Annotated in this window: 29 protein-coding genes; 18 read left to right on the top strand and 11 right to left on the bottom strand. The window is 68.6% G+C overall.

Annotated elements, in window-relative coordinates; translation table 11 throughout:
• Positions 1-56 precede the first annotated feature (56 nt).
• The 3 genes from scpB (at position 57) to ACE3N6_RS05505 (ending at position 4240) form a co-directional block, all read left to right on the top strand.
• Positions 57-830, top strand: a complete 774-nt coding sequence (gene scpB / locus ACE3N6_RS05515) for a methylmalonyl-CoA decarboxylase (RefSeq protein ID WP_374244184.1) — start codon at positions 57-59, stop codon at positions 828-830.
• A 47-nt stretch (positions 831-877) separates the two neighbouring features.
• A complete protein-coding gene (gene mgtA, locus ACE3N6_RS05510) occupies positions 878-3649 on the top strand; it encodes a magnesium-translocating P-type ATPase (RefSeq protein ID WP_374244183.1) in 2772 nt (923 codons plus the stop codon).
• A gap of 246 nt (positions 3650-3895) precedes the next feature.
• Entirely contained in the window at positions 3896-4240 is a 345-nt protein-coding gene (locus tag ACE3N6_RS05505) for a diacylglycerol kinase (RefSeq protein ID WP_374244182.1), read from the top strand.
• Here the strand turns inward: ACE3N6_RS05505 and ACE3N6_RS05500 are convergent.
• Positions 4237-5139: a LysR family transcriptional regulator gene (locus ACE3N6_RS05500; protein WP_374244181.1), complete on the bottom strand. Its 903-nt coding sequence runs from the start codon at positions 5137-5139 to the stop codon at positions 4237-4239. The genes ACE3N6_RS05505 and ACE3N6_RS05500 overlap by 4 nt on opposite strands.
• Before the next feature lie 121 nt (positions 5140-5260).
• Here ACE3N6_RS05500 and ACE3N6_RS05495 point away from each other — a divergent pair, with 121 nt between their 5' ends.
• The 6 genes from ACE3N6_RS05495 to ACE3N6_RS05470 all read left to right on the top strand — a co-directional run bounded on the left by ACE3N6_RS05495 (position 5261) and on the right by ACE3N6_RS05470 (position 9707).
• On the top strand, positions 5261-6082 hold the full coding sequence (locus ACE3N6_RS05495; RefSeq protein ID WP_374244180.1) for a dioxygenase: 822 nt from the start codon (positions 5261-5263) through the stop codon (positions 6080-6082).
• A complete protein-coding gene (locus tag ACE3N6_RS05490) occupies positions 6079-6618 on the top strand; it encodes a cytochrome b (RefSeq protein WP_374244179.1) in 540 nt (179 codons plus the stop codon). Before ACE3N6_RS05495 ends, ACE3N6_RS05490 begins: the two co-directional genes overlap by 4 nt.
• 25 nt (positions 6619-6643) lie before the next feature.
• Complete coding sequence (locus tag ACE3N6_RS05485) at positions 6644-7216, top strand: YceI family protein (protein ID WP_374244178.1); 573 nt, start codon at positions 6644-6646, stop codon at positions 7214-7216.
• A gap of 37 nt (positions 7217-7253) precedes the next feature.
• The gene (locus ACE3N6_RS05480) at positions 7254-7823 is read left to right on the top strand and encodes a YceI family protein (protein WP_374244177.1); all 570 of its coding nucleotides are present in this window, start codon (positions 7254-7256) and stop codon (positions 7821-7823) included.
• A gap of 100 nt (positions 7824-7923) precedes the next feature.
• The gene (locus ACE3N6_RS05475; protein WP_374244176.1) at positions 7924-8949 is read left to right on the top strand and encodes a hypothetical protein; all 1026 of its coding nucleotides are present in this window, start codon (positions 7924-7926) and stop codon (positions 8947-8949) included.
• Positions 8949-9707 (top strand): hypothetical protein, encoded by a 759-nt coding sequence (locus tag ACE3N6_RS05470; RefSeq protein WP_374244175.1) that lies wholly within the window; start codon positions 8949-8951, stop codon positions 9705-9707. Before ACE3N6_RS05475 ends, ACE3N6_RS05470 begins: the two co-directional genes overlap by 1 nt.
• Before the next feature lie 95 nt (positions 9708-9802).
• On the opposite strand, the gene ACE3N6_RS05465 is transcribed toward ACE3N6_RS05470, so the two are convergent.
• Positions 9803-11437, bottom strand: coding sequence for a murein L,D-transpeptidase (locus ACE3N6_RS05465; RefSeq protein ID WP_374244174.1), 1635 nt, complete (start codon positions 11435-11437; stop codon positions 9803-9805).
• Between the two features lie 86 nt (positions 11438-11523).
• The gene (locus ACE3N6_RS05460; protein WP_374244173.1) at positions 11524-12729 is read right to left on the bottom strand and encodes a YbfB/YjiJ family MFS transporter; all 1206 of its coding nucleotides are present in this window, start codon (positions 12727-12729) and stop codon (positions 11524-11526) included.
• Between the two features lie 137 nt (positions 12730-12866).
• Between ACE3N6_RS05460 and ACE3N6_RS05455 the strand changes: the two genes are divergently transcribed.
• Positions 12867-13784, top strand: coding sequence for a LysR substrate-binding domain-containing protein (locus ACE3N6_RS05455; RefSeq protein WP_374244172.1), 918 nt, complete (start codon positions 12867-12869; stop codon positions 13782-13784).
• A 7-nt stretch (positions 13785-13791) separates the two neighbouring features.
• Here ACE3N6_RS05455 and aroQ read toward each other — a convergent pair whose 3' ends face one another.
• The 3 genes from aroQ to ACE3N6_RS05440 are packed head-to-tail and all read right to left on the bottom strand — an operon-like array spanning position 13792 to position 15450.
• Positions 13792-14229 carry a type II 3-dehydroquinate dehydratase gene (aroQ, locus tag ACE3N6_RS05450; protein WP_374244171.1) on the bottom strand — a complete coding sequence of 146 codons (438 nt, stop codon included), beginning with the start codon at positions 14227-14229 and terminating at the stop codon, positions 13792-13794.
• A 46-nt stretch (positions 14230-14275) separates the two neighbouring features.
• Positions 14276-14704 carry a universal stress protein gene (locus tag ACE3N6_RS05445; protein WP_374244170.1) on the bottom strand — a complete coding sequence of 143 codons (429 nt, stop codon included), beginning with the start codon at positions 14702-14704 and terminating at the stop codon, positions 14276-14278.
• Positions 14701-15450 (bottom strand): TerC family protein, encoded by a 750-nt coding sequence (locus ACE3N6_RS05440; protein WP_374244169.1) that lies wholly within the window; start codon positions 15448-15450, stop codon positions 14701-14703. Before ACE3N6_RS05440 ends, ACE3N6_RS05445 begins: the two co-directional genes overlap by 4 nt.
• A gap of 232 nt (positions 15451-15682) precedes the next feature.
• Here ACE3N6_RS05440 and ACE3N6_RS05435 point away from each other — a divergent pair, with 232 nt between their 5' ends.
• Positions 15683-15931, top strand: a complete 249-nt coding sequence (locus ACE3N6_RS05435; RefSeq protein ID WP_374244168.1) for a hypothetical protein — start codon at positions 15683-15685, stop codon at positions 15929-15931.
• Here the strand turns inward: ACE3N6_RS05435 and ACE3N6_RS05430 are convergent.
• A complete protein-coding gene (locus ACE3N6_RS05430; protein WP_374244167.1) occupies positions 15924-16397 on the bottom strand; it encodes a Crp/Fnr family transcriptional regulator in 474 nt (157 codons plus the stop codon). The two genes, ACE3N6_RS05435 and ACE3N6_RS05430, sit on opposite strands and share 8 nt — an antisense overlap.
• Positions 16398-16569: 172 nt before the next feature.
• Here ACE3N6_RS05430 and nifV point away from each other — a divergent pair, with 172 nt between their 5' ends.
• The 6 genes from nifV to nifM all read left to right on the top strand — a co-directional run bounded on the left by nifV (position 16570) and on the right by nifM (position 20740).
• Entirely contained in the window at positions 16570-17706 is a 1137-nt protein-coding gene (gene nifV, locus ACE3N6_RS05425; protein WP_374244166.1) for a homocitrate synthase, read from the top strand.
• Entirely contained in the window at positions 17699-18478 is a 780-nt protein-coding gene (gene cysE, locus ACE3N6_RS05420) for a serine O-acetyltransferase (protein ID WP_374244165.1), read from the top strand. The genes nifV and cysE overlap by 8 nt, the downstream gene beginning before the upstream one ends.
• Before the next feature lie 7 nt (positions 18479-18485).
• A complete protein-coding gene (locus tag ACE3N6_RS05415; RefSeq protein ID WP_374244164.1) occupies positions 18486-19028 on the top strand; it encodes a hypothetical protein in 543 nt (180 codons plus the stop codon).
• Between the two features lie 10 nt (positions 19029-19038).
• A complete protein-coding gene (gene nifW, locus ACE3N6_RS05410; RefSeq protein ID WP_374244163.1) occupies positions 19039-19380 on the top strand; it encodes a nitrogenase-stabilizing/protective protein NifW in 342 nt (113 codons plus the stop codon).
• A gap of 61 nt (positions 19381-19441) precedes the next feature.
• A complete protein-coding gene (locus ACE3N6_RS05405) occupies positions 19442-19918 on the top strand; it encodes a nitrogen fixation protein NifZ (protein WP_374244162.1) in 477 nt (158 codons plus the stop codon).
• 3 nt (positions 19919-19921) lie between these two features.
• Positions 19922-20740, top strand: a complete 819-nt coding sequence (gene nifM, locus ACE3N6_RS05400; protein WP_374244161.1) for a nitrogen fixation protein NifM — start codon at positions 19922-19924, stop codon at positions 20738-20740.
• Positions 20741-20816: 76 nt separating this feature from the next.
• Here the strand turns inward: nifM and ACE3N6_RS05395 are convergent, their stop codons facing one another.
• The 4 genes from ACE3N6_RS05395 to ACE3N6_RS05380 all read right to left on the bottom strand — a co-directional run bounded on the left by ACE3N6_RS05395 (position 20817) and on the right by ACE3N6_RS05380 (position 23868).
• The gene (locus ACE3N6_RS05395) at positions 20817-21248 is read right to left on the bottom strand and encodes a GIY-YIG nuclease family protein (protein ID WP_374244231.1); all 432 of its coding nucleotides are present in this window, start codon (positions 21246-21248) and stop codon (positions 20817-20819) included.
• A 732-nt stretch (positions 21249-21980) separates the two neighbouring features.
• The gene (locus tag ACE3N6_RS05390) at positions 21981-22328 is read right to left on the bottom strand and encodes a hypothetical protein (protein ID WP_374244159.1); all 348 of its coding nucleotides are present in this window, start codon (positions 22326-22328) and stop codon (positions 21981-21983) included.
• Positions 22329-22492: 164 nt separating this feature from the next.
• Positions 22493-23128 (bottom strand): FMN-binding negative transcriptional regulator, encoded by a 636-nt coding sequence (locus tag ACE3N6_RS05385; protein ID WP_374244158.1) that lies wholly within the window; start codon positions 23126-23128, stop codon positions 22493-22495.
• Positions 23129-23193: 65 nt separating this feature from the next.
• Positions 23194-23868 (bottom strand): dihydrodipicolinate reductase, encoded by a 675-nt coding sequence (locus ACE3N6_RS05380; RefSeq protein ID WP_374244157.1) that lies wholly within the window; start codon positions 23866-23868, stop codon positions 23194-23196.
• Positions 23869-24354: 486 nt separating this feature from the next.
• Between ACE3N6_RS05380 and ACE3N6_RS05375 the strand changes: the two genes are divergently transcribed.
• Positions 24355-24651 (top strand): DUF769 domain-containing protein (locus ACE3N6_RS05375; protein WP_374244156.1); only part of this gene is annotated, 297 nt, incomplete at its 3' end.

Below are 24651 nucleotides of genomic sequence, written 5' to 3'. Positions count from 1 at the left end.
GGCGCGCGCGTCAGCCGGGCTGGGTATCATCGGAGTTTTCCTCCCGAGGTCTCGCCATGCTGCTGCTCGCCATCTCCGACAACATCGGCACCATCACCCTCGACCGGGACTCGCGCCGCAATGCCTTCTGCGAGGAGATGGTCCACGGCTTTAGCGCGGCGCTGGAATCCTTCCGCGCGGCCGGTGTGCGCTGCGTGGTACTGCGGGCCAAGCCGGGCAGCAGCGTGTGGTCGGCGGGTCACGACATCGACGAGCTGCCGGCGGCGGGCCTCGACCCGCTCGCCTGGCGCGATCCGATGCGCAAGCTGATCCGGGAGATCGAGCTGTTTCCGGCCCCGGTGATCGCGATGATCGAAGGCAGCGTGTGGGGCGGCGCCTGCGAGACGGTGTTCGCCTGCGACGCGATCCTGGCCGCCAGCGACGCCACCTTTGCCGCCACGCCCGCCCGCCTCAACGTGCCCTACAACGTGGGCGGCCTGCTCACCTTCCTCAACGCCGCGCCGCTCAACATCGCCAAGGAGATGCTGTTCACCGCCGACCCGATTCCCGCCGGGCGCCTGTGCAGCCTGGGCGTCATCAACAAGGTGGCCGACAAGGGCGAGCTGGAGGCGATCACCTACGCCATGGCCCGCCGCATCGCCGCCAACGCGCCCCTTTCCATCTCGGTGATGAAGGAGCAGCTGCGCATCCTGGCCGGCGCCCACACCATGTCGCCGGAGGACTTCGAGCGCATCCAGGGCCTGCGCCGGGTGGTGTACAACAGCCACGACTACGCCGAAGGCGTGCGGGCCTTCCGCGAGAAACGCGCGCCGGTGTTCAAGGGCGAGTAGGCCGGCCCGGAAGGGCGTAGACTCGGCCCCAGACCAGGGGCCACCCGATGAAGCCGTCTTACCTCCGCGCCCATTTCGCCTCCCACCTGAAGCGGCGCCGTGCCACCCGGCACTTCCTGCGCCATCTGGGTTTCGAGGGCCTGCGCCACGCGCCGGTCAGCAAGACGCTGCCGCCCGATCTGGCCCGCGCGCTGCAGGCGGCCGCCACCGAGGCGCCCGAACGCCTGCTCGCCCGCCTCCACAGCCACCCCGACGGCCTGGACCCGCGTCAGGCCGCCCGCATCCGCCGCCACGCCGGCGAGAACATCGTCAGCCACGAGCGGCCCCTGCCCGGGCTGGTGCACCTGTGGCACTGCTACATCGACCCGTTCAACCTGCTGCTGTCGGTGCTCGCCGCCGTCTCGTGGTATTCGGGCGACCTCAAGGCCACCGCGGTGATCGGCTGCATGGTGGTGCTCTCCACCCTGATCCGCTTCGCCCAGGAGCGGCGCTCCGGTCAGGCGGCGGATGCCCTCAAGGCCATGGTAAGCAGCACCGCCACCGTGCTGCGCCGGGAGAGCGCCGACGCCGCCCCCGACGCGACGGCCGACGCCCGCCACGTGGAGGTGGGCGGTCGTCCGGTGCGCTGCGTCGAGATCGCCCCCCGCGAGCTGGTGCCGGGCGACATCGCGGTGCTGTCGGCGGGCGATCTGGTGCCGGCCGACCTGCGCCTGCTGTCGGCGCGGGATCTGTTCGTCGGTCAGGGCGCGATGACCGGCGAGGCCCTGCCGGTGGAAAAATCCGCCACCCCGCCCGACACCGCCGCCGGCAGCCCGCTGGACCTGCCCAACCTCGCCTTCATGGGCACCACCGTCCTCAGCGGCACGGCCACCGGGGTGGTGCTCGCCACCGGCGCCCGCACCTACTTCGGCACCCTGGCCGACCGGGTGGCGGCGGTCGAGCAGGCCCCCACCGCGTTCCAGGCCGGGGTGAACCGGGTCAGCTGGCTGCTGATCCGCTTCATGGCGGCAATGACGCCGGTGGTCTTCGCCATCAACGGTCTCACCAAGGGCGACTGGCTCGAGGCGCTGCTGTTCGCCCTGTCGGTGGCCATCGGCCTCACCCCCGAGATGCTGCCGATGGTGGTCACCTCCACCCTCGCCAAGGGCGCGGTGCTGCTTTCGCGGCGCAAGGTGATCGTCAAGCGGCTCGACGCGATCCAGAACTTCGGCGCGATGGACGTGCTGTGCACCGACAAGACCGGCACTCTCACCCAGGACCGCATCGCCCTGGCCGGCCACACCGACATCGACGGCCAGCCCTCCCTCGACGTGCTCGAATACGCCTGGCTCAACAGCCACTACCAGACCGGCCTGAAGAGCCCCCTCGACGCCGCCGTGCTGGCCCGGGGCGACGCCCTCGCCGGCCGCGACCCGGCCCACCGCTTCCGCAAGGTGGACGAGATCCCCTTCGACTTCCAGCGCCGTCGCATGTCGGTGGCGGTGGCCCGCCAGGGCGCCCCCGACGACCGTCCGCGCCTCATCTGCAAGGGCGCCATCGAGGAGATCCTCGCCGCCTGCAGCACGGTGCGCCGGGGCGACACCGTGGCGCCCCTCACCCCGGACGTGCTGGCCCACATCCGCGCCCTCACCGACCGCCTCAACGCCGACGGCCTGCGGGTGGTGGGCGTGGCCAGCCGCAGCCTCGCGCCGGCCCAGGCCACCTGTAGCGTGGCCGACGAAGCCGGCCTCACCCTCGCCGGCTACCTCGCCTTCCTCGACCCGCCCAAGGACAGCGCCGCCCCCGCCCTTGCCAGCCTGCGCGCCCACGGCATCGCCGCCAAGGTGCTCACCGGCGACAACGCGCTCGTCGCCGCGCGGGTGTGCCGCGAGGTGGGGCTGGACGCCGCCACGCCCATTCTGGGCAGTCAGATGGCGGCGATGGACGACGCGGCCCTGCGGCAGGCGGTGGAGACCGCCACCGTCTTCGCCAAGCTGTCACCCCTCGACAAGGAGCGGGTGGTGCGCGCGCTGCGGGCCAACGGGCACGTGGTGGGCTTTCTGGGCGACGGCATCAACGACGCCCCGGCCCTCCACGCGGCGGACATCGGCATCTCGGTCGACAGCGCCGCCGACATCGCCAAGGAAACCGCCGACATCATCCTGCTCGAAAAGAGCCTGATGGTGCTGGCCGACGGCGTGCGCGAAGGCCGCAAGACCTTCGCCAACATGCTCAAGTACATCCGGATGACCGCCAGCTCCAACTTCGGCAACGTCCTGTCTGTGCTGGTGGCGAGCGTCTTCCTGCCCTTTCTGCCGATGCTGCCCATGCACCTGCTGGTGCAGAACCTGCTCTACGACATCTCCCAGACCGGCATCCCCTTCGACAACGTGGACGAAGACGCCCTGCGCACGCCCCAGCACTGGAACGTCGATGGGCTTGGGCGCTTCATGCTGTGCTTCGGGCCGATCAGCTCCATCTTCGATCTGGCCACCTTCGGGCTGATGTGGTTCGTCTTCCACGCCACCGCCCCGGCGGCCCAGACCTTGTTCCAGTCCGGCTGGTTCGTCGAGGGGCTGCTCTCCCAGACCCTGGCGGTGCACATGATCCGCACCCGCCGGCTACCCTTCGTCGAGAGCCGGCCCGCCCTGCCCCTGGCCGCCATGACCGCCGCCACGGTGCTCACCGGCATCGCCATCGCGATGGGCCCGCTGGCCGCCTACTTCAAACTGCAGGCGCTGCCCGTGGGCTACTTCGGCTGGCTGGCGGCGATCCTGCTGGGCTACGCGGTCCTGATCCAGGCCATGAAGCGCTGGTACGGCCGACGCTTCGGCTGGTAGGCGGGGGAAGGGTGGGGAAAGACTGCAGCGCGCAAAAAATGCGACCGCCGGGCAAGGCACAGCACGACAAGGCCCCCCGGCGGTCAGCGCAAACCCGATACGGGTATGGAGGAGTCATCCCCTTAACGACCGCCGGATACGATTTCTTTAGCGTCCGTCCAGCCTGTTTTTTGTATCGTAATGCCCGCACCGCAACACCCCGCCCCAGGCTGGCGGCCGCGCGGGCCTTGGCGTAAAGTTGGCGGCATGAAAGGACAAGGATTCTCGCGCCGCTTCGGCTACGCCCGCAGCGGCATCGCCGCCGCCTTCCGGCGCGAACGCAGCATGCGCACCCACGGCGCCGCCGCGGTGGCGGTCGCCATCTTCCTCGCCCTCACCGGCGCCCCCGCCCTGTGGTGGGCACTGGTCGGGCTGGCCGTCGGGCTGGTGCTGGTGGCCGAGATGGCCAACACCGCCATCGAAACCCTCGCCGACCTCCTCCACCCCGGCCGCCACCCCGAGATCGGCGTGGCCAAGGATGTGGCGGCCGGCGCGGTGCTGGTGGCCACCGCCGTGGCCATCCTCGTCGGCGTGGCCTACCTGCTGCGCTAGAGCCGATCCCAGGCCGGCACCGGCCCCAGGCGTTCCGCCAGGAAATCCGCCAGCGCCCGCACCCGCGTGGGCAGGTAGCGGTTGCTCGGGAACACCGCGTGGATGCCCACCTCCGGGCCCGGGTAGTTGTTCAGGATCACCGCCAGCCGCCCCGCCTTCACCGCCGGCGCCGCAATGAAGCTGGGCTGACGGCAGACGCCCAGCCCCCGCTCGCAGGCATCCAGCAGCGCCTCGCCGTTGTTGGCCTGGAGCCGGCTCTTCACCGGCACCCACACGGTCTCCTCGCCCACCCGGAAAGGCCAGCTCGAACGGGGCGTGCCGGTGTAGCCCAGGCAGTGATGGGCCGCCAGCGCCTCGGGGCGCTCCGGCAGGCCATGGGCGGCCAGGTAATCCGGCGAGGCCAGCGTCAGCATCCGCGACGAACTCAGCCGCCGCGCCACCTGGGTCGGGTCGAGCTGGCCGGTGATGCGCACCGCCATGTCGATGCCGCTCTCGATGAGGTTCACCTGGCGGTCGTTGTAATCCACGTCCAGGCTCACCGCCGGGTAGAGATTGACGAACTCCGCCACCAGCGGCGCCAGATGCCGCACCCCGAAGCTCACCGGCACGCTGATCCGGATCGGCCCCCGCGGCGCCCGCCCGTCGCCCGACAGGTCGCCCGCCGCCGCCCCCACCCGCCCCCGGATCGCCCGGCAGCGCTCCAGGTACACCTCTCCCGCGGCGGTCAGCTTCAGGCTGCGCGTGCTGCGGGCGATCAGCTTGACGCCCAGATGAGCCTCCAGCGCCGACACCTGACGGGTCACCATCGAGCGGGCCAACCCCAGATGCTCGGCCACCGCGGTGAAGCTGCCCGTCTCGGCCACCCGGACGAAGACCTCCATTGCGTTCAGTCGGTCCATTGTTTCAATTTCAGCAACAAAGATATGCTTATTAAAGGCTGTTTTTGAACGAATCAAAAGCCTAAAGTTCGTCTGCATCGAAGCAGGCAGTCGATACACTGCCTACCAGGAGCCCAAAAAGATGAACCGCCAGCCCGTTCTCTTCGTATCCCACGGCGCGCCCGACGTGCTGCTCAACCCCGGCCCCACCGTAGCCGCCTGGGCCCAGCTCGGCGCCGGGCTGCCCCGCCCGCAGGCAATCCTCGCGATCTCCGCCCACTGGGCCACCCGCGAGCCCACCGTCAGCACCGCCGCCACGCCGGACACCATCCATGATTTCGGCGGCTTTCCGCCGGCGCTCTACGCCATGAACTACCCCGCCCCCGGCGCCCCGCAGCTGGCCGCCCGGGTGCGCGATCTGCTTGCCGCCGCCGGCCTGCCCAACGCCGAAACGCCCGACCGCGGCCTCGACCACGGCGCGTGGATTCCCCTCAAGGCCATGTACCCGGCCGCCGACGTGCCGGTGGTGCAGCTGGCCCTGCAACCCTTCGCCGGGCCCGACTGGCACCGCCGCATCGGCGCCGCCCTGCGCCCGCTGCGGGACGAAGGCGTGCTGATCCTCGCCTCCGGCGCGGTCACCCACAACTTCGGCTGGCTCACCTGGGGCACCAACGGCGCCCCGCAGCCCAAGTCGGTGGCCTTCGCCGACTGGGTGGGCGACGCCCTGGCCCGGGACGACCGCCCGGCCCTGCTCGACTACCGCCGCCTCGCCCCCTACGGCGCCGAAGCCCACCCCAGCGAGGAGCACCTGCTGCCCCTGTTCGTCGCCCTGGGCGCCGCCAACCCCGGCGAAAAGCCCCTGCGCCTGGAACCCGAGCACACCTACGGCGGTCTGGCCATGGACGCCTACCTCTGGCAGGACGCCAGCCCCGCCCCTTTCACTCCGGACCCCTCAGCCCCATGAACACCGCAACCCAACGCTACACCGGCCCCGCCATCGCCGCCCACTGGATCGTCGCCCTGCTGATCCTCGCCGCCTGGCCCCTGGGCGTGTACATGCACGAACTGCCCCTGTCGCCCACCAAGCTCAAGCTCTACTCCTACCACAAGTGGATCGGCATCACCGTGCTGCTGCTCTTCGTGCCGCGCCTTCTGTGGCGCGTCACCCACCGACCGCCGGCCGCGCTGCCCATGCCCGCCTGGCAGCACAGGATCGCCGAAGCCACCCATCACCTGCTCTACCTGCTGATGGTGCTGGTGCCCCTGTCGGGCTGGCTGATGAGTTCGGCCAAGGGCTTCCAGACGGTGTATTTCGGCGTGCTGCCGCTGCCCGATCTGGTGGCCAAGAACGACGATCTCGGCCACCTGCTGAAGGAAGTCCACGAAGCCCTCAACTTCGGTCTGCTGCTGCTCGTCGGCCTGCACGTGGCCGGCGCCCTCAAGCACCACCTCATCGACCGCGACGCCACCCTGCGCCGCATGCTGCCCTTCGGCAAATGACGAACATCCCCCCCAGGAGAAACCCATGACCATCCGCGCCATCGCCCTGCCCGTCGCGCTGCTGCTCGCCGCCGGCGCCGCCCAGGCCGTCGAGTTCAACCAGGTGGACGCCGCCCGGAGCACCCTCGCCTTCAGCTCCAAGCAGATGGGCGTGCCGGTGCCCGGCAGCTTCAAGCGCTTCACCAGCCAGATCGGCTTCGACCCCGCCAAGCCAACCGCCGCCCACACCACCCTCGAGATCGACCTCGCCAGCATCGACGCCGGCTCCAAGGACGCCAACGACGAGGTGGTCGGCAAGCAGTGGTTCAACGTGAAGGCCTTCCCCACCGCCAAGTTCGTGTCCACCGGCGTGCGAGCCCTGGGCGGCAACAAGTACGAAGCCCTGGGCAAGATGACCATCAAGGGCCAGACCCGCGACGTGGTCGCCCCCTTCACCTTCAGGCAGGAAGGCGCCAGCGGCGTGTTCGACGGCGGCTTCGTGCTCAAGCGCATGGATTTCGGCATCGGCGAAGGCCCGTGGGCCGATGTGTCCGCCGTCGCCAACGAGATCGACATCAAGTTCCACGTCGTGGCCAATGCAGCCCCGGCGAAGAAGTAAGCCCCAACCCCAACTCAAGACCTAAAAGGAAAACAGCATGAAGAAGCTCACCGCCCTGGCCCTCGCCGCCGCCGCAATCTCCACCCCGGCCCTGGCCGCCCCGGAAACCTACGCGATCGACGGCAGCCACACCCTGCCGCGCTTCGAATACAACCACATGGGCTACTCCCAGCAGCTGTCGCGCTTCGACAAGACCACCGGCAGCGTCACCCTCGACCGCGCCGCCAAAACCGGCTCGGTGGAGGTGACCATCGACACCACCTCGGTGAGCACCGGCTCGGCGCTGTTCAACCAGCACATCCAGGGCGAAGACTTCCTCGCCACCGCCCAGTACCCCACCGCCACCTACAAATCCACCAAGGTCGTCTTTGAGGGCGACAAGGTGGTGTCGGTCGAAGGCAACCTCACCCTCAAAGGCATCGCCAAGCCGGTCACCCTCACCGTCGTGTCCTTCCAGTGCATGCCGCACCCGATGGTGAAGAAGGACGCCTGCGGCGCCACCGCCACCGCCAAGGTCAAGCGCACCGACTTCAACATGGGCAAGTACGCCCCCTACGTGGGCGACGAAGTGACCCTCACCCTGCCGATCGAAGCGATCAAGCAGTAAGCCTGGCCGGCGCCGCGCGACCACCAGCGCGGCGCCATCCGCCCCACCCCGTCTGCGGGGATAAAAGTCCCCAGCACCGAGACATACGGAGGGTGTATCCATGGCATCGAACGCGACGCACACCCGCGCGGAGAAGATCAACTTCTCTCGCACCGACGACCTGCGCAATTTCTGCGCAGCGCCCAGCTACACCGGCCAGCGCACCCCCGGCGTCAGCGCCCCGCTCGGCTATCTCGACACCTACGGCAGCACCCTCGACCAGGATTTCGGGCTCGACCTTCCCGTTTTCGCGGCGCTGCTGCCGCAGCTCGCCCAGACCGACCCCGACGGCACCGCCATACTGCTCGCCGCGACCTTTCCGCCCGAGCAATCCCTCCCACCGGCCACCGCCGACCGCTGGCTCGATAAAATGCTGAAATCGCTGCAGGACGCCCTTATCAGCGGCGGCAACATCGGCGGCAACCTCAGCGCCAGCGTCGAGGCCAGCCTTCGTGCCGCGTGGCGCAGGCAGGCCGCTGCCGGCTTCAAGACGCTGCTCGCCGGCGACGCGCCGAGCATCCGCGTCAGCCCCTACATCACCATCACCGCCTCGCGGATCGGCAAGGGCGGCGAATTGCGCAAGGGCGCCAAGCTCGTCGTACACGTCAAGAGTCTGCCCACCACCGTCCTGCAGAAGCTGGAGCAGCCCTTCGTCGTCGGACCCAGCGGCAGCACGGCCACGGTAAGGATCGGCGCGCGCGACGTACAGCGCATCGAGCAGGCCGCGACCTCGGTCGCCGGAGCGCGCGCCCAGGCTTCCCGGGTGCTGCGTTACGCCGGCTACGGCAAGGGCAGCGTGCTAGCCTTCGGCCCGAGCGCCGCCATCGACCTCTACAACAGCTACGCCTCGCCCTCCGGCGCCGGCTTCGCCACCGACGTCATTGTCCGTTCGGCCAAGAGCCAGAGTGGCAACGCGCTCGGCTTAGGTGCCGGCTGGGCGGCGGGCGCAGCAGTCGCGGCGATCGGCATCACCGGCGCGCCTGCCGTCCTCGTCGGGCTCGGCGTCGGCATCGTTGTCCAGGCGGCGTGGGGCTATTTCGGCGGCGACGACGCCAGCGCCGACCTTGTCAAGGGATGGCTCGACTGATGCTGAATCCACCCTCACGCGTCGGCCAGCTTTACGCCGCGCTGTGGAGCAGCCCGCTGCTGTCGGCCCTTCTGTGGGGCTGCTGGGCGGCGCTGCGCTTTGACGAACGCGGCTGGGCGTGGGGCGTTGCCGGCGCGGCGGCGCTGCTTTCAGCCGCATGGTTCGGCTATGTCGCGGTGTGGTCGCGCTTCGGCTCGGCCCACAACCTGTTGGGGCCTTGGGCGCTCACCGCCATCCTGCTGTGGCCAGCCAGCCAGGCGCTTGCTCCGGCCTTCCTGGGAGTGACGGGCGCGCAGATCGCGGGCATCGACCTCTTCACCCTCGCACTTCACGCCGGCAGCCTGATCGCTGCAGCGCTCTGGCATGCGCGCTTCGCCCCGTTGCCCGCCGTCGACGCACAAGCCAAGCATCTCGACTGGCCGGGAACGCGGATCAACCTGCGCCAGCGCACGCTGTCGGCGCAGCATCGCGAATCGTCCGGCCTGCCCGGCGCGCTGGCCGCCGGCGTAGGATCGGTGCTGCTATACGGCGGGCTCAAGAGCTGTTTCGATCTGCCCGAGCGCATCGCCATCGCGGTAATCGCAATGCACGCGGTGTCGTTCTTTGTGTATTTCGGAGCGCTGGGCCAGTTCCTCGGCCAAGGCTTGCGTCTGCACCAACTTGAAAGCCGATTTCCCGGCCGGCCCTTTAGCCACGAAGCCCTACCCCAACTGGACGCTGCACGCCGTGACAGTTGGCCAGCCCGCCTGTTCCGTTAGGGTCACGGAGAAGCGCACGGCCAGCAGCCCCCTACAATCCGCTGCAACTGACGACTCAGCGCCGTGCCGCCCGCATCACACCCGCAGTCGCAAACTCATGCCCGCCGCGTCTTCTCCGCGGCGCCCTCCGCCGGCCGCCGGGCCGGGCGGAGCGGCCCCGCCACCTTGCGCAGCGCCTCGCTCAGCTCGGCGTCGTGCCCGTAGATGTCCGGGAAGAAATACACCTTGCCGCCCCGCGCCACCGCCGTGCGGTAGGCGATCGCCACCGGCAGCGGCTCCTTCAGCCGCAGGGTGGCCGACTTGCCCCGCTCCATCGCCTCGCGGATGCGCGCCTCGCTCCACTCGGGCTGATCCTGCAGCACGAACTTCGCCAGCTCCACCGGCGCCTCCACCCGGATGCAGCCGTGGCTGAAATCCCGACGCGCCCGCGCGAACAGCTGGGTGGACGGCGTGTGGTGCAGGTAGATGTTGTCGTTGTTGGGAAACACGAACTTGATGTCGCCCAGCGCGTTCTTCGGCCCCGGGCGCTGGCGGATGCGCAGCTGGCCGCGCATCACGGCCTCCAGGTTCTCGTCCGACAGCGTGGTGAGCACCCGGCCGTCCCCCGCCACGAACTCGAAGCCCTGATCGGTGAAATGCGCCGGGTCGCGTCGCAGCTTCGGCACCAGCTCGGCCTGGGCAATCGACGGCGGCACGTTCCAGTAAGGGCTGAACTCGATGAAGCGCATGTCCTCGGCGAACAGCGGCGTGCGGGTGTCGAGGGATTTGCCCACGATCACCTTCATCTGCAGCTTCGCCTTGGGCTGGCCGTCCTCCTGGGCGAAAGCCCGCAGGGCGAACTCCGGCACATTCACCACGATCATCCGCGGCGCCCGCACCTGGGGCGTCCAGCGCAGGCGCTCCAGGTTCACACCGATCTGGCGTACCCGCTCCGCCGGCGTCACCGCCAGCTGGGCCAGGGTGTCGCGGCCGATCACGCCGTCCGCCAACAGCCCGTGGCGGGCCTGGAAAGCCTTCACGCCTTCCACCACCGCGCCGTCGTAGCGGGCCCCAGGCGCCGCGGCCGGCATGTCGCCCAGCGCCGCCAGCCGCGCAGCCAGCGCGGGCACGCCGGCCCACGGCTGGCCGGGCTCCAGCTTGCGGGCGGCAAGCGCCGGGAGCGGCGTCTTCCAGGCCTTGACGCGAGCCGGGTCGTCGGCCAGCTCGCGGTAACGCCGCAGGGCCTCGCGCAGGCTGGTGTAGGGCAACTGGGCCGGCGCGGCCTCGGCCACCGCGTCGGCCAGCCGGTTGGCCGCCAGTGCCCGGCGCAGGGTGGCGGCCGGGTCGAAGCGGTCGAGGCTGGCCGCGCCGCCGTTGTCGCGCACGGCCTTGGGCGGCAGGCGCCCGAAGTGCAGGTCGGAGAGGTAGCGCTGCAGCGCGTTGGTCAGCGCGCCGTCGAGGGAGGCCAGATCGGCCTCGGGCAGGCTGGCACCGCCCTCCAGCGCGGTAAGCACCTGACGCAGGCCGCCGGCATCGTAGTCGTCGGCGTCGAGCCCGTCGTCGGGCGCCTTGAGGAGGAGATCCACCGCCGTCCACGCCGCGTTGCGGGGGCGGCCGCCATCGAACCACTGCAACCCCGCCTCGCCGTTGGCGGCGCAGGCCAGGCCGGACACCGCCATCAGGGCGGCCAGCAGGCCCAGGCGGATGCGCGGCGCGCACAGCCGGAAGGGCCGAAGGAGAGACACGAGCATCGGGGGGTGAAACCTTCTTGGCTTTGAGGGCGGCGTAGATTACCCCGAGCGCCCCGCCAATGCACGGCCCGGCCGCGCGCTCGGGCTCAGGCCGCGCCCGCCGCCGCCGCCGGGGCCGCCCCGCCGGCCCGCTCCACCAGCCGCAGCAGGGCGAACAGCAGGGTGCCCACCGTCATCACGCCGGACGCCAGATAGAAGCCCGCCGCGTAGCTGCCCTGCTGGCCCGCCAGCAGGCCGGTGATGGCCGGCGCGCCGATCTGCGCCACACCGTAGGCGGCGGTGAGCTTGCTCATCAGCTTGGCCGGGCGGGTGGGGTAGAAGCGCCCCGCCATCGCCATCACCAGGCTCACGATACCGGCGAAGGTGCCGCCGAACAGCACCGCGCCCGCCAGCGCCGCCAGCAGCCCGTCGCCGATCACCGGCAGCAGGATGCCGAAGGCCTGCAGCCCGCTCGCCAGGGTGAGGGCCTGGAGCTGGCCGATGCGCCGGGCGATCAGATCCCACACGATGCAGGCCGGCGCCGCCGCCACGCCCGCCACCAGGAACACCCACGCCCCCTTGCCGGCCATGCCGGGCAGGCTGCCCACCTGGGCCACCATGAAGGTGGCGCTCACCACGAAGCCGGCGCCGGCGCAGAAGTAGGCGAGCATCATCAGCAGCAGGAAGAACCGGCCGGGCGGCCTGTCCTGCATGTGGGCGCCGCTGCCGGCCAGCGGCGTCAGGTCGGGCCGCGGCAGCCAGCGCCAGGCGGGAATCGCCACCAGCGCGCCCAGCGCGGCCAGCGCGAACCACTGGGTGCGCCAGTCGAGCCACGGGCTCAGCAAGGCCACCGCCGCCGACACCCCGGCGATACCCAGCCCGATGCCCGAAAAATGGATGCCCAGCTCGCTGCGATGCCGGTTACGCATGAGCCAGTTCATGATGAGCCCGGAGCCCAGCAACATGCCGCCGGCCGTGGACAAGCCCGCCGCGAAGCGCGACAGCGCCCACACCGTCTCGTCGGTGGCAAGGCCCATCAGCACCGTGCTCGCCACCGCCAGCACCATGCTGGCCCGGTACAGGCGATCCTTCAGGCCCAGGTCGCCGATGGTCATCGCCAGCAGCGCGCCCGACAGGTAGCCGGCGTAGTTGATTGCCGCCAGCCAGCCGCCGGCCGCCACGCCCAGCCCGGCCTGCTCGCGCATCAGGGGGAGCAGCGGGGTGTAGGAGAAGCGGGCGATGCCGAGGAACAGCAGCAGGCCGAGGATGCCGGCCGTGAGCACCTTCAGGCGCTGGCGGTCTTCGTCGTTCATGGGGAGATCTCCGATGAGGCGGGGTGCGGTGCGGTCATGCGTCCGGACGACCGGCACATCGCGTTTCAGCTTGATTATTGGCAGCCGAAGGCTTACAAGCAAACGATCAATGTTCATTCCACGAATGCGAAAACCGCATGCAGAACCCGCTCCGTCTCCTCACCTGCCTGGCGCCGCTGCAGGGCTTCGAGGCCACCGCCCGCCACCTCAGCTTCACCCTCGCCGCCGCCGAGCTGTGCCTCACCCAGTCGGCCATCAGCCGGCAGGTGCAGACGCTTGAAGAACAGTTGGGCGTGGCGCTGTTCGTGCGCGGCCATCGCCGGCTCACCCTCACCCCCGCCGGCGAGGCGCTGCTGACGAGCGTGCAGGAGGTGTTCCGCACCCTCACCCGCACCGTCGAGACGATCCGCGTGGGGCAGCGCCGGCCGGTGACGCTGTCGACCACCATCGGCATCGCCGCCCTGTGGCTGGTGCCGCGGCTGTCGCGCTTTCTGGCCGAGCACCCGGAGATCGACGTGCGCATCTCGGCCAACAACCGGCTGGTGGACATCGAGCGCGAGGGCATCGACCTCGCCCTGCGCTACGTGATGGCCGACCCGCCGCCGCCGGACAGCCACCTGCTGTTCGGCGAGGACATCTTTCCGGTCGCCAGCGCGGAGGTGCTGGGGGATCTGGCCTGGCGCCCGCCGAGCGGCGAGGACATCGCCCGGCTCACCCTGCTCAACTACGACGACTCCACGCCCGAACCGTGGCTGGACTGGTCGCCCTGGCTCAAGAAGCTGGGCTTCGCCGACGTGAAGCCCAAGGCGGTGCTGCACTTCAACCACTACGACCAGCTGATCGCCGCCGCGGTGGCCGGCCAGGGCGTGGCCCTGGGGCGCAGCGTGCTGCTCGCCGCCCACCTCGCCGACGGCCGCCTGCTGCCCATGGCCAGCCCCTACCGGCACATCTCGCAGCGGGCGTATTTTCTGGTGGCGGCCTCCGGCGAGCCGCGCCCGGAGGTTCGGCTGCTGTCCGACTGGCTGCAGGGGCAGGCCCGCGCCAGCGTGGCCTGAAGACGGGTCAGCCCGCCAGCGTCACGGCGGCCCGCAGGCCCAGCAGGTAGCTGTCCGGCCCGAACCCGCAGATCTGCCCGCGGGCGATCTCGGCCAGCACCGAGTGGTGGCGGAAGGCCTCGCGGGCGTGGATGTTGGACATGTGCACCTCGACGATGGGCGCCTTCAGGATCGCCAGCGCATCCCGCAGGCCGTAGCTGTAGTGGGTCCACGCCCCGGCGTTGATGACCACCGCCGCCACGCCCTCGTCGAAGGCCCGGTGGATGCGCGCCACCATCTCGCCCTCGTGGTTGGTCTGGAAGCACTCCACCTGCACGCCCAGCTCGGCGCCCAGGGCCACCAGCGCGGCGTCGATCTCGGCGAGGGTCGCCGTGCCGTACTGGGCCGGATCGCGCTTGCCGAACATGTTGAGGTTGATGCCGTTGAGCACGAGGATGGTTTTCACTTGAGCTGTCCTTCCAGAACGGGGATGACCGGCGCGGGCCGGCCTGTCATTTGATGAGGGTGACCGGCACGTCGGCCAGCCGGGCGACCTCCCGGGCCACCGACCCGAGCAGCATCGCCGCCACCGCGCCGCGGCCGTGGCTGCCCATTGCGATCTCGTCGATGGCCTGCTCGCGGGCAAAGCGCACGATGGCCTCGGCCGGCCGGTCGTCCACCACCACATGGAGCACCGGGGCAAAGCCGGCGGTCTCCAGCGCGGCGCGGGTCTCGGCCAGCGCCTTGAGCCCCTCCTCCCGATGGAAATCCCGCAGCGCCCCGTGCTCCACGAACTGGCCCACGTCCTGGCTCACCGGCCGCTGCACGTTGACGAGGTGGATCTCCGGCGTCGGCGAGACGCCCTCCAGCCGCCGGGCGAGCGCCGCCGCCAGGCGGAGCGACACCGGGGAACCGTCGATGGGCAGCAGGATGCGGGTCATGGCTTTCCTTTCGCGGCGGGCTGGCCGGCGGCCTCGCCCAGATCGAGTTCGAGGGTCTGGCGGGCGGCTTCGGCGGCACGCGCCCGGGACGCCAGCAGCCAGCCCGTCAGCACCACCGCCAGCGCGCCGGCCACCGGCAGCACCCGGGGCAGCCAGGCGGCGTGGGCGTCGATCCACGGGCCAAGCATCGGATCGGTGACCAGCATCTCGCCGGCCACAAAGCCCAGCAGCGCCGCGCCGCCCGTCACCACGATGGGGAAGCGCTCCATCAGCCGCATCAGGAAGGTGCTGGAGAACACCACCAGCGGAATGGAGAGCGCCAGGCCGAAGATCAGCAGCAGCAGATTGCCCTTGGACGCCCCGGCAATCGCCACCACGTTGTCCATGCTCATCACCAGATCGGCCAGCATGATCGTCTTGATCGCCGCCGCCATGCCCGACACCGCCGCGCCGCTCGCGCCGTCGGCCTCATCCTCGGGCACCAGCAGCTGCACCGCGATCCACAGCAGCAGCAGCGCCCCGGCCGCCTTCAGCAGCGGCAGGCGCAGCAGCTCCGCCGCCACCACCGTCAGGGTCACCCGCATCGCCACCGCCGCCGTGCTGCCCCACATCACCGCGCGCTTGCGGTCGACGGGGTCGAGCCCCCGCGCCGCCAGCGCGATCACCACCGCGTTGTCGCCCGACAGCACGATATCGATGCCGACGATCTGGATCAGGGCGATCCAGAAGGCGTGGTCAAACACCATTCCCTGCATGATTCCATTACCCCGGGCCGCACACGCGCCCGCTGCGCCGCCCGGCCAGACCGCCCGGCGAAAGAATGGAATTGTAGAGGCGAAGCGCCCGCCGCGCGCTGCCGCAACGCACGCGCGCCGCAACGCACGCGCGCCGCGACGACCGCGCGCCACGACGACCGCGGCGCGACCCCGCCGGTGCTATGCTTTTTCCGGGTTCCGAACGGTTTCCAGCGAGGCAGCCATGACCGATGCCTTCCCCCTCAAGCCCGACTGGCTGTGCGACCGGCCCGGCGTCTACGACACCGGCACCGGCGCCATCCGCACCGTCGAGGAGAACCCGGGCTTTCCCGGCATCCAGCGCGTCACCGTGCGCAGCTACTGCGGCCGCGTCGAGGACGACTGCCGCTACTACCGCCTCGCCGCCGACCCCGGGCGGCGCTTCCCCACCCTGGCCGCCGCCCTCGCCGCCCGCCCGGTGCGGCTCACCTGAGGCCACCGACGGCCAGCGCGCCGTCGGCACGGCGCAGCCGCTCGCTGAGGGTGCGCATCACCTGCAGCGCAAACTCCGGCACCTGCCGCACCAGTTCGTGGAAGCGGCGCACGTCGATCTCGACGAACTCGCTATCCGCCGCCGCGATCACCGTCGCCGTGCGCGGCCCGGGCGACACGATGGACATCTCGCCCACGATGCCCCCCGGCAGCAGTACCTCCAGCTCGCGCCCGCCCAGCGAGACCGACGCCTGACCAAGGACCAGCACGTACATGGCCTCGCCCGGCTCGCCCTCCCGGAACAGCACCTCGCCGCGCGCCACCCGGACGATCTCCGGGGCCCTGGAGAACAACTCGAAGAAAACCATGGACGCACGCTCCTTGACGGGTTCGGCAATCGACAAAAGCCCACCCTCGGCAGACGGCGTCGCCGGACGGTCGGGCTTGAGCAGGCTGAGTATCCACACGCCGCCATTGTGGCCCCCCCGTGTGACAAACTGTTTTCAGGCGCCCACGGGCCCCACTCGCCTTGTCGGGTTCCCGACACGACGCCGACGGTGATTTTCGGCAACTTGAAAAATCAGTCACTTAGCGCCTGGCATCGGCCTTGCTAGATCCCCCGCAAGGAGAACCAGCGCCATGAACCAGCCCTTTGTCACCATCAACGACACCACCCTGCGCGACGGCGAGCAGTCGGCGGGCGTGGCGTTCTCCCTCGACGAGAAGCTGACCATCGCCCGCCAGCTCGACGCCATCGGCGTGCCCGAACTGGAGGTGGGCATCCCGGCGATGGGCGCCGAAGAGCGCGACTCGATCCGTGCCGTCGCCGCCCTGGGCCTGGGCGCCCGGCTGATGGTGTGGAGCCGCATGCACGCCGCCGACATCGACGCCTGCCGCAATCTGGGCGCCGACCTCATCGACATCTCGGTGCCGGCCTCCGACCAGCACCTCGCCCACAAGCTGCGCCGCCCGCGCCAGTGGCTGCTGGACGAACTGCCCCGCTACGTGGCGATGGGCCTCGACCTGGGCCTGGATGTGGGCATCGGCTGCGAGGACGCCTCCCGCGCCGATCCGGATTTCCTGGCCCAGCTGGCCGAGACCGCCGAGCGCGCCGGCGCCCGCCGCCTGCGCTTTGCCGACACCCTGGGCGTGCTCGAACCCTTCGGCACCTTCGAGCGCATCGCCCACCTTCGGGCCCGCACCGGGCTCGAGATCGAGATGCACGCCCACGACGACCTGGGCCTTGCCACCGCCAACACCCTGGCCGCGTGCAAGGCCGGCGCCACCCACGTAAACACCACCGTCAATGGCCTCGGCGAGCGGGCCGGCAACGCCCCGCTGGAAGAAGTCGTGGTGGGCCTCGAGAAGCTCCACGGCATCCGCACCGACATTGATCTGAAGGGCTTCCTGGCCCTGTCGAGCAGCGTCGCCCACGCCTCGGGCCGCGACGTGCCCTGGCAGAAGAGCGTCGTCGGCCCCGGCGCCTTCACCCACGAGGCCGGCATCCACATCGACGGCCTGCTCAAGCACCCGGACAACTACCAGGGCTTCGACCCGGTGGACGTGGGCCGCAGCCACCGCATCGTGCTCGGCAAGCACTCCGGCCCACGGGCGGTGCAGGTGGTCTATGCCGGGCTCGGGATCAACCTCGGCGACACCGAAGCCAGCGCCCTCCTCGGTCACATCCGGCTCTTCGTCGCCGCCCACAAGCACTCACCCGACGTCGCCGACCTGCACACCCTGCTCGCCTCGGCCCGGAGCCACAGCCATGTCTGACACCATCACCATGACCTCGCCCGCCCTCGCCGCCCAGCCCGCCCTGTGGACCTTGCTCAAGGAAGACCTCGCCTGCGTCTTCCAGCGCGACCCGGCGGCCCGCTCCTCCATCGAGGTGCTGACCACCTACCCCGGCGTCCACGCCATCCTCGCCCACCGCATCTCCAATCGCCTGTGGCAGGCCGGCTGGCGCTACCCGGCGCGCTTCCTGTCCTTCGTCGGGCGACTCGTCACCAACGTGGACATCCACCCCGGCGCCACCATCGGCCGGCGCTTCTTCATCGACCACGGCGCCTGCGTGGTGATCGGCGAGACCGCCGAAGTGGGCGACGACGTGACCCTCTACCACGGCGTCACCCTGGGCGGCACCTCGTGGAACCGCGGCAAGCGCCACCCCACCCTGGAAAGCGGCGTGGTGGTGGGCGCCGGCGCCAAGATCCTCGGCCCCATCACCATCGGCGAGCGCGTGCGGGTGGGCGCCAACTCGGTGGTGGTGCGCGACGTGCCGGCCGACCGCACGGTTGTCGGCGTGCCCGGCCGCATCGTTAACACCCGCGCCGCCGCCGGCCGCCTTGAGGACGGCATCAACCTCGATCACAACGTGCTGCCCGACCCGGTGGCCAAATCCATCTCCTGCCTCGTCGAGCGCATCGACCAGCTCGAACGCGAGCTGGCCACGCTCCGCCACGACGCCCCGCCCACCGACCACAGCGGCCAGTGCGCCGTCTGCTCCGCCGGCGACCTGTGCTGCGAGAACACCGAAATCCACTGAGGCCCCCATGGATCTGCTCGACTTCTCCGACTGCGAACTGTACTTCGACGTGCCCATGCCCGCCGCGGCCGAGCACCTGCTCGCCCAGGCCTCCGCCGAATACGGCGACCCGTCCGCCGAAACCGCCCTGCTGCGCGCCCACCTGCTGGCGCCCGAGAACCTCACCGTGCTGGTGGGCCTGTATCGCTACTACTTCTACCAGCACCGGCTCGACGACGCCCTGCAGGTGGCCGAACGCGCCATGCAGCTCTCGGGCAACCACCTCGCCCTGCCCAACGACTGGCAGAAGCTCGACGAAGGCTGGCTGGCCCACGCCGCCGCCCGCTCCTTCGGCCTGCTGCGCTTCTACCTGCTCGCCCTCAAGGCCGCCAGCGTGGTGCTGCTGCGCCTGGGGCGGATCGAAGAATCCCGCCAGCGCCTGCAAAAGCTGTCGTCCCTCGACAGCCGCGACCAGCTCGGCACCGCCCGCCTGCTCGAAGTGGTGGCCATCCACGAAGCGCCGCCCGCCGACGAAGAAACACCCTCAACCGATGACCTTGCCCTAGCCTGAGGAGGCTGCCATGGAAGACACGCTCACCCTCGCCGAAGCCATGGAAGAACTGGTTTCCGCCGAAGACTTTCTCGACTACTTCGAAGTGCCCTACGAGGCTTCGGTAGTCCACGTAAACCGCCTGCACATCCTGCAGCGCTTCCACGACTACCTCGCCCGCCAGGTGCCCAACATGCCGCCCGAAGAAGACAAGCAGCGCGGCATCTACCGCCTGTGGCTCACGCGCGCCTACCAGGATTTCGTCGTCTCCAACTCCCTCACCGAGAAGGTCTTCGCCGTGTTCCAGCACGTCTCCAAGCCCGACGGCGGCATGGAATCCTTCGTGTCCATCGACAAGGTCTTCGTGCAGTAACCCACGCCCGCCGGGCCGGGCCGCAGCGCCGGCCGCCCGGCCCGCCCCAGGAGAAACCGCCATGATGAACGCCCGCTGGGAATACGGCGAAGCCGTGCGCCTCACGCGCAACGTGCGCAACGACGGCACCTACCCCGGACTCGACCCCGGCGCCCCGCTGGTGCGCCGCGGCAGCATCGGCTACGTGGTGGACGTGGGCACCTTCCTGCAGGATCAGGTCATCTACTCGGTGAACTTCCTCGACGAAGGCAAGATCGTCGGCTGCCGCGAAGAAGAACTCATCGGCGCCGACGAAGCCTGGACCCCCTCCCGCTTCGAGTTCCGCGACAAAGTGAAGGCCACCCGCCAGCTCGCCGTGGGCGGCGAAGTGCTCGTCACCGTGGGCGCCATCGGCGAAGTGATGAAGGTCATCCGCGACGCCCCCGGCGGCGTGGCCTACCACATCCACTTCGACGACCTGCCCGGCCGCGTGCTGCAGATCCCCGAGGCCATCCTCGAAGGCGCCGGCCACCACCCGGACGACCACGACGGAGCCTGAACCATGCACGACGCCTACCTCCAGCTCAAGCTCGCCTGGGAACTCTTCCAGACCGCCCCCGGCGAGCTGGACGACGCCCAGCGCACCCGGGTGAGCGAAGTCGTCGCCCGCCAGTACGGCATCGAGCAACGCATCCTGGCAAGCAGCGAAGCCGCCCAGGTGGCCGTGCCCCCCGCCACCCTCGCCGCCCGCCTGGGTGAAATCCGCCAGCGCTACACCGACGCCGACACCCTGGCCCACGACCTCGCCCGCAGCGGGCTGGACGAAGCCGACCTCGAAGAAGCCGTCTCCCGCGATCTGCGCATCGAAGCCGTGCTCGAACGCATCGCCGCCGCCGTGCCCGCCGTCACCGCGGTGGACGCCGAAATCTTCTACCGCATGCACCCCGAGGCCTTCGACCGCCCCGAAACCCGCCGCCTGCGCCACATCCTCATCACCTTCGACAGCGCCCGGGACAAGGCCGACGCCACCGCCCGCCTCGAAACCCTGCGCCACACCGTGAAAGACGCCGACGCCTTCGGCAAGGTCGCCCTGCGCCACTCCCAATGCCCCACCGCCATGGAAGGCGGCAAGCTCGGCACCATCAGGCGCGGCCAGCTCTTCCCCGAACTCGAACCCGCCGCCTTCGCCCTGGAGGCCGGCGAGATCAGCCCCGTGCTCGAATCCCCCATCGGCCTGCACATCATCCTGTGCGAAGAAATCCTCCCCTTCGGCATCCCCCCCTTCAACGAAGTCCGCAACCGCATCATCGACCGCCTGACCGACAAACGCCGCCAGACCGCGCAGAAGGAATGGATCAAGGGACTCGCCGAACGGGGGTGAGGCGGAGTCGGGCGGCGCAGCTGGCTGACGGGCGCAGCTGCGCGGAGTTGTCCTGGACGGGGCTATGTCGGATAGGTTAGATGGTCCTATCAGGGCTCTTGGCTGTTCTCTTCCGCTGACGCGAGTAGTCGTTCAACAGTGCGACATCCACGCTGTAATGACCCCGCAGATTGCTGCACTGGTACTGGAATTCGATGAGCTCCAAAAGAACATCTAAGCACACTAATACCTCATCCTCCGTTGGATCATCAAATGTACCCAAGACCTCTTCACGACGATGGAAGGGGATGACGTCAAAGTGCTCTCGGTAGTTGTTGACACGATGATCTGCAAGAACAGTGTGCGCGATATGTTCTGCATAGGCCATGTCAGTAACTGACCAAGCATAGTAGGGTACGAAGGGAAACGGGACGCCGGTGGTATATAACCGCCTAGTCCGTTCAATAGGATCCTCACTCAAGCCCACCTTGATTCGGCCGTACCAAGTCGGGTCGAGGCTGCGAAGCACGTACACGAAACCAAGCCCTCGTTGATCTAGCCTTAGTCCCACGATTTAAATTCCATTTCTGATTAGTCCTATAGATAGCAGTTGAATTTTTCGCCGAATTGAACCGCCCCGCCTGCCGTGGTGGCCACTTGATTTAAGTCAGGCCAGCGTTGCTGCCTGACTGGCGAGTTGCCGGTAGTAGTGTGCCTCACCTTCGGCTGGGGGAATGTAGCCAATGCGTTCGAGCAGCCTGTGGTGGCTGAACCAGGATACCCATTCCACGGCCTTTGCGTCTCTATTGGCGTAGCCCCGACCCAGCCAAAGGAGTGATTGAAGTTCTGCATATTGGCCTCATGACGATAAATTGGGGCCATTTGCTCTCAAGGTTTCAGCCGCCTAGCAGGGTGATGCAAAACTATTTAGCGCCGTCATAAACGTTGTTTTCGGGGGTCTCGTCACCCCCGCCACCCCGAAAAAATCGCATACGGGCCGTTCTGAGAGGGCGTCATATTTTTTCGGGTCCGATTTTTTGCTTTTGCATCACCCTGCTAGCTGCAGCATACAAATATCGTCGAAAAACCTTCAGGACTACCACAGCAGCCCGTATAGCATTGATTTCCAGCCGTTCCGCAGCCTTCTCACGACTTCGCACCCCCTTGTTTCTTCGAGGTGTGCAACTGGTGATGCAGCAAAGACGTGAATCCAGAATCGGTAGCTGCGGGAGCCTAGGAAAAACCATAGGGCAGAAATGAGTTATTCTCGGACGATCTTGGACACCATGGCTTGCGAAATACCAAACATCTTGGCTAATGCGCTCTGTCTCTCACCCTTTGCATGCTTTTGGCGGATCAGATCGTTGCGCTCATCTTTTGGCATCTGGCCGGGATCAAACTCAGTCATAGACTTAAAACCACCCGAACCAATGTGTAAAGTAGCCGTTTGCGTTACACCGGACGCTCGCTTGACGGTCGCTTCAAGTGTTCGATTGCGCATAACTAGCATAAGCTCATCACTCGGCTTCACATTCCCGAGGCCTAAATACTCAAAAACGGCCGGTACTGGATGCCTCGAAGAACCGTCTTTTACAAGTTTACCGCCCATATTTATCACCCCTGAATGGTTATTAAAGTTATGAAATTTTATAACCTCTCAATCACTCGGTCAACAGGCTCGGGCTCGAGTTCCGCGATGCAGCCACAGGCCGCGACCGACCACATTGCTGACGTAGGTGGAAAAGCGTCCCAGTGACAGCACCGGCCACCCCCTCACCCAATCCTGCCCGACACCAGGCCCGACAGTGCCTTGGCGTTGGGGTCGTCCAGTTGCAGGAGTGCTTTTGCGGTGGCGATGCGGTCGGGTAGGGCTTCGTCCTGGCTGACTTTCCATTTTCCGTGGATCTCCGAGATCGGGATTTCGATGCCGACGATGGCGCGGAGGAGTTTGTCGATGAACTCGCGGGGGGCGTCGGATACCTTCCAGGGGTCGGGGCGGTGGGCTTCGCTCTGCCTGGTCAGGTCGGTCACGGCTTGCAGTAGCCAGTCGCGGTCGTGAATGACCGCCGGGGTGCCGTGGGCGTGAACGACGGCGTAGTTCCAGGTGGGCACCACCTTGCCGTCGATGGGCTTGGTGGGATACCAGGACGGGGTGATGTAGGACTGCGGGCCCTGGAACATGACGATGGAGGGCACGGCGGTCGAGAGCGCCTGCCAGACCGGGTTCTCGCGGGAGACATGGGCCCGGAGGGTTCCGTAGGGCCCCCGGGTGGCGTCCAGCACGAAGGGCAGGTGGTTGGCCGTCAATCCCGCGGGGCCCAGCGCGACCCACGCCCCCAGGGGATGCGCCCGCATCAGGCCATGCAGGACATCCAGGTTCTGCTCTTCGTGATAAGGGGGGATGTACACAGTCTCTCCGATCAGGGGCTTGATCGAGGCGCCCCTGCGGGGCTGGGGCGGGGCTTTGGCGGCATCTACACCCAGCCGTTTTCTACAAACTCGGCCACCTGATACACCCGGTGCTCAAGGGGGCGCGCGGCCGCGGCGGCGACGATTCGGGAGACGCCTTCGGCGTAGGGGGCGGCCCCATAGACTCGCGTCTCGAGCACGATGCGACAGCTGCCGTCGTCAATCGAGATCGAATGCACGGCGTGGCGGTCCAGGTGCGCCGGGGGGATGTGCAGCGCCGTCTGCTGCACATCGCGATCCCGTACGGAGACCACGTCGGCGGCGGCCAGCCCGAGGGATTGCGCCATCGCCAGCGCGGTGCCCGGGGTGGAGCGCTTTTCGGACTGGTGGGATTCGGTCAGCCCGATGCGGCAGCCCTGAAACAGCTTTCCGCTGTGCGCCAGCATGTTCATGAACTTGAGCATCAGGATGTTGGTGTTGGGGCACAGCACCACCGGGAAGCTCGGCGCGGCGCCTTCGAGCTTCGACCCGGTGGCCAGCTCGATCAGCACCGAGCCGGTCTTGTGGCAATAGGCGATCACCTCGTCCAGCGCCCTGCCAGAGCCGGCGTGCACAACGATGGCGGGCGTGAGCGCCGACGGGGGCCCCGACCAGCCGTCAACAACAAAGGGGGCCGGGAGCGAGGGGGCCTGAAGCAACTCCGAAGCCAGCTTTCCCGAACCGACGATGAGCACCTGCATTGTGTCTTACCTTGATGGGTGGAGATCGAAAGACGCCCGGCGCCCAAGCCCGGCGGCGGCCGGGGCGGGCCGTGGTCAAGGCCCGTCGCCCCCGGAGCGGGCCGGGTGTCTTCGCCGGCGCGGCGACTTGCAATCCGGGTTTTTGTGACCACGCCGCACTTATACAGCAGCGGATAAACCATGAAAACCGCCAGGGCGCGGCCCGGCAGCCCCCCCGCTTCCGGCGAGGAACGAGCCCCAGCAGGCGGACGACCAAGGCCGGGGCCTGGGTCGCATGTCACGCCGCCGATGCCCGATGCCGGGCAGCCGACCTTCGGCCTGGGCCGACCGTCCATGACGGCGGCGCGCCCGCCCGTCGTAAGCACACGACGACGAACGCTAAGCTGGATGGAGTGAGGCCGGGTGGGTGCGGTGGCCGGGCCAGCGATTCCCTACCGACCTATCGACCGTTACACATTATCCTGTGCGGCCACACAAGGATTCGTCATGCATGTCTGTCAACTCGATGGCTTATGCCGGCGACCGGGAATCGACAAAATGAGTTCAAGAAAATGGAGATGGCTGCTCTCGTGCAGCTTGGCCGCGACAGTATCGGCCTGCACCGTCAAGTCACCTCAAGCTCGAATTGATGAGCCCTTGCCATCCTCGCCCCGCGCTCCGCGCGAATTGACGCTCAAGTACTACACGCTCAACCTGTTCGGAGCGTACCGCGTTTCCCACGCCTACCTGGACGGCGTCAATATCAGCGCGTGCTATAGCGGTGCCGAACCCGGCGATGTCCGA

Source organism: Zoogloea sp. (genome assembly GCF_041904905.1).
GTDB lineage: Bacteria > Pseudomonadota > Gammaproteobacteria > Burkholderiales > Rhodocyclaceae > Zoogloea.
Note: the sequence above shows the minus strand (reverse complement) of the source record. Positions and strands in the feature narration are given on the sequence as shown.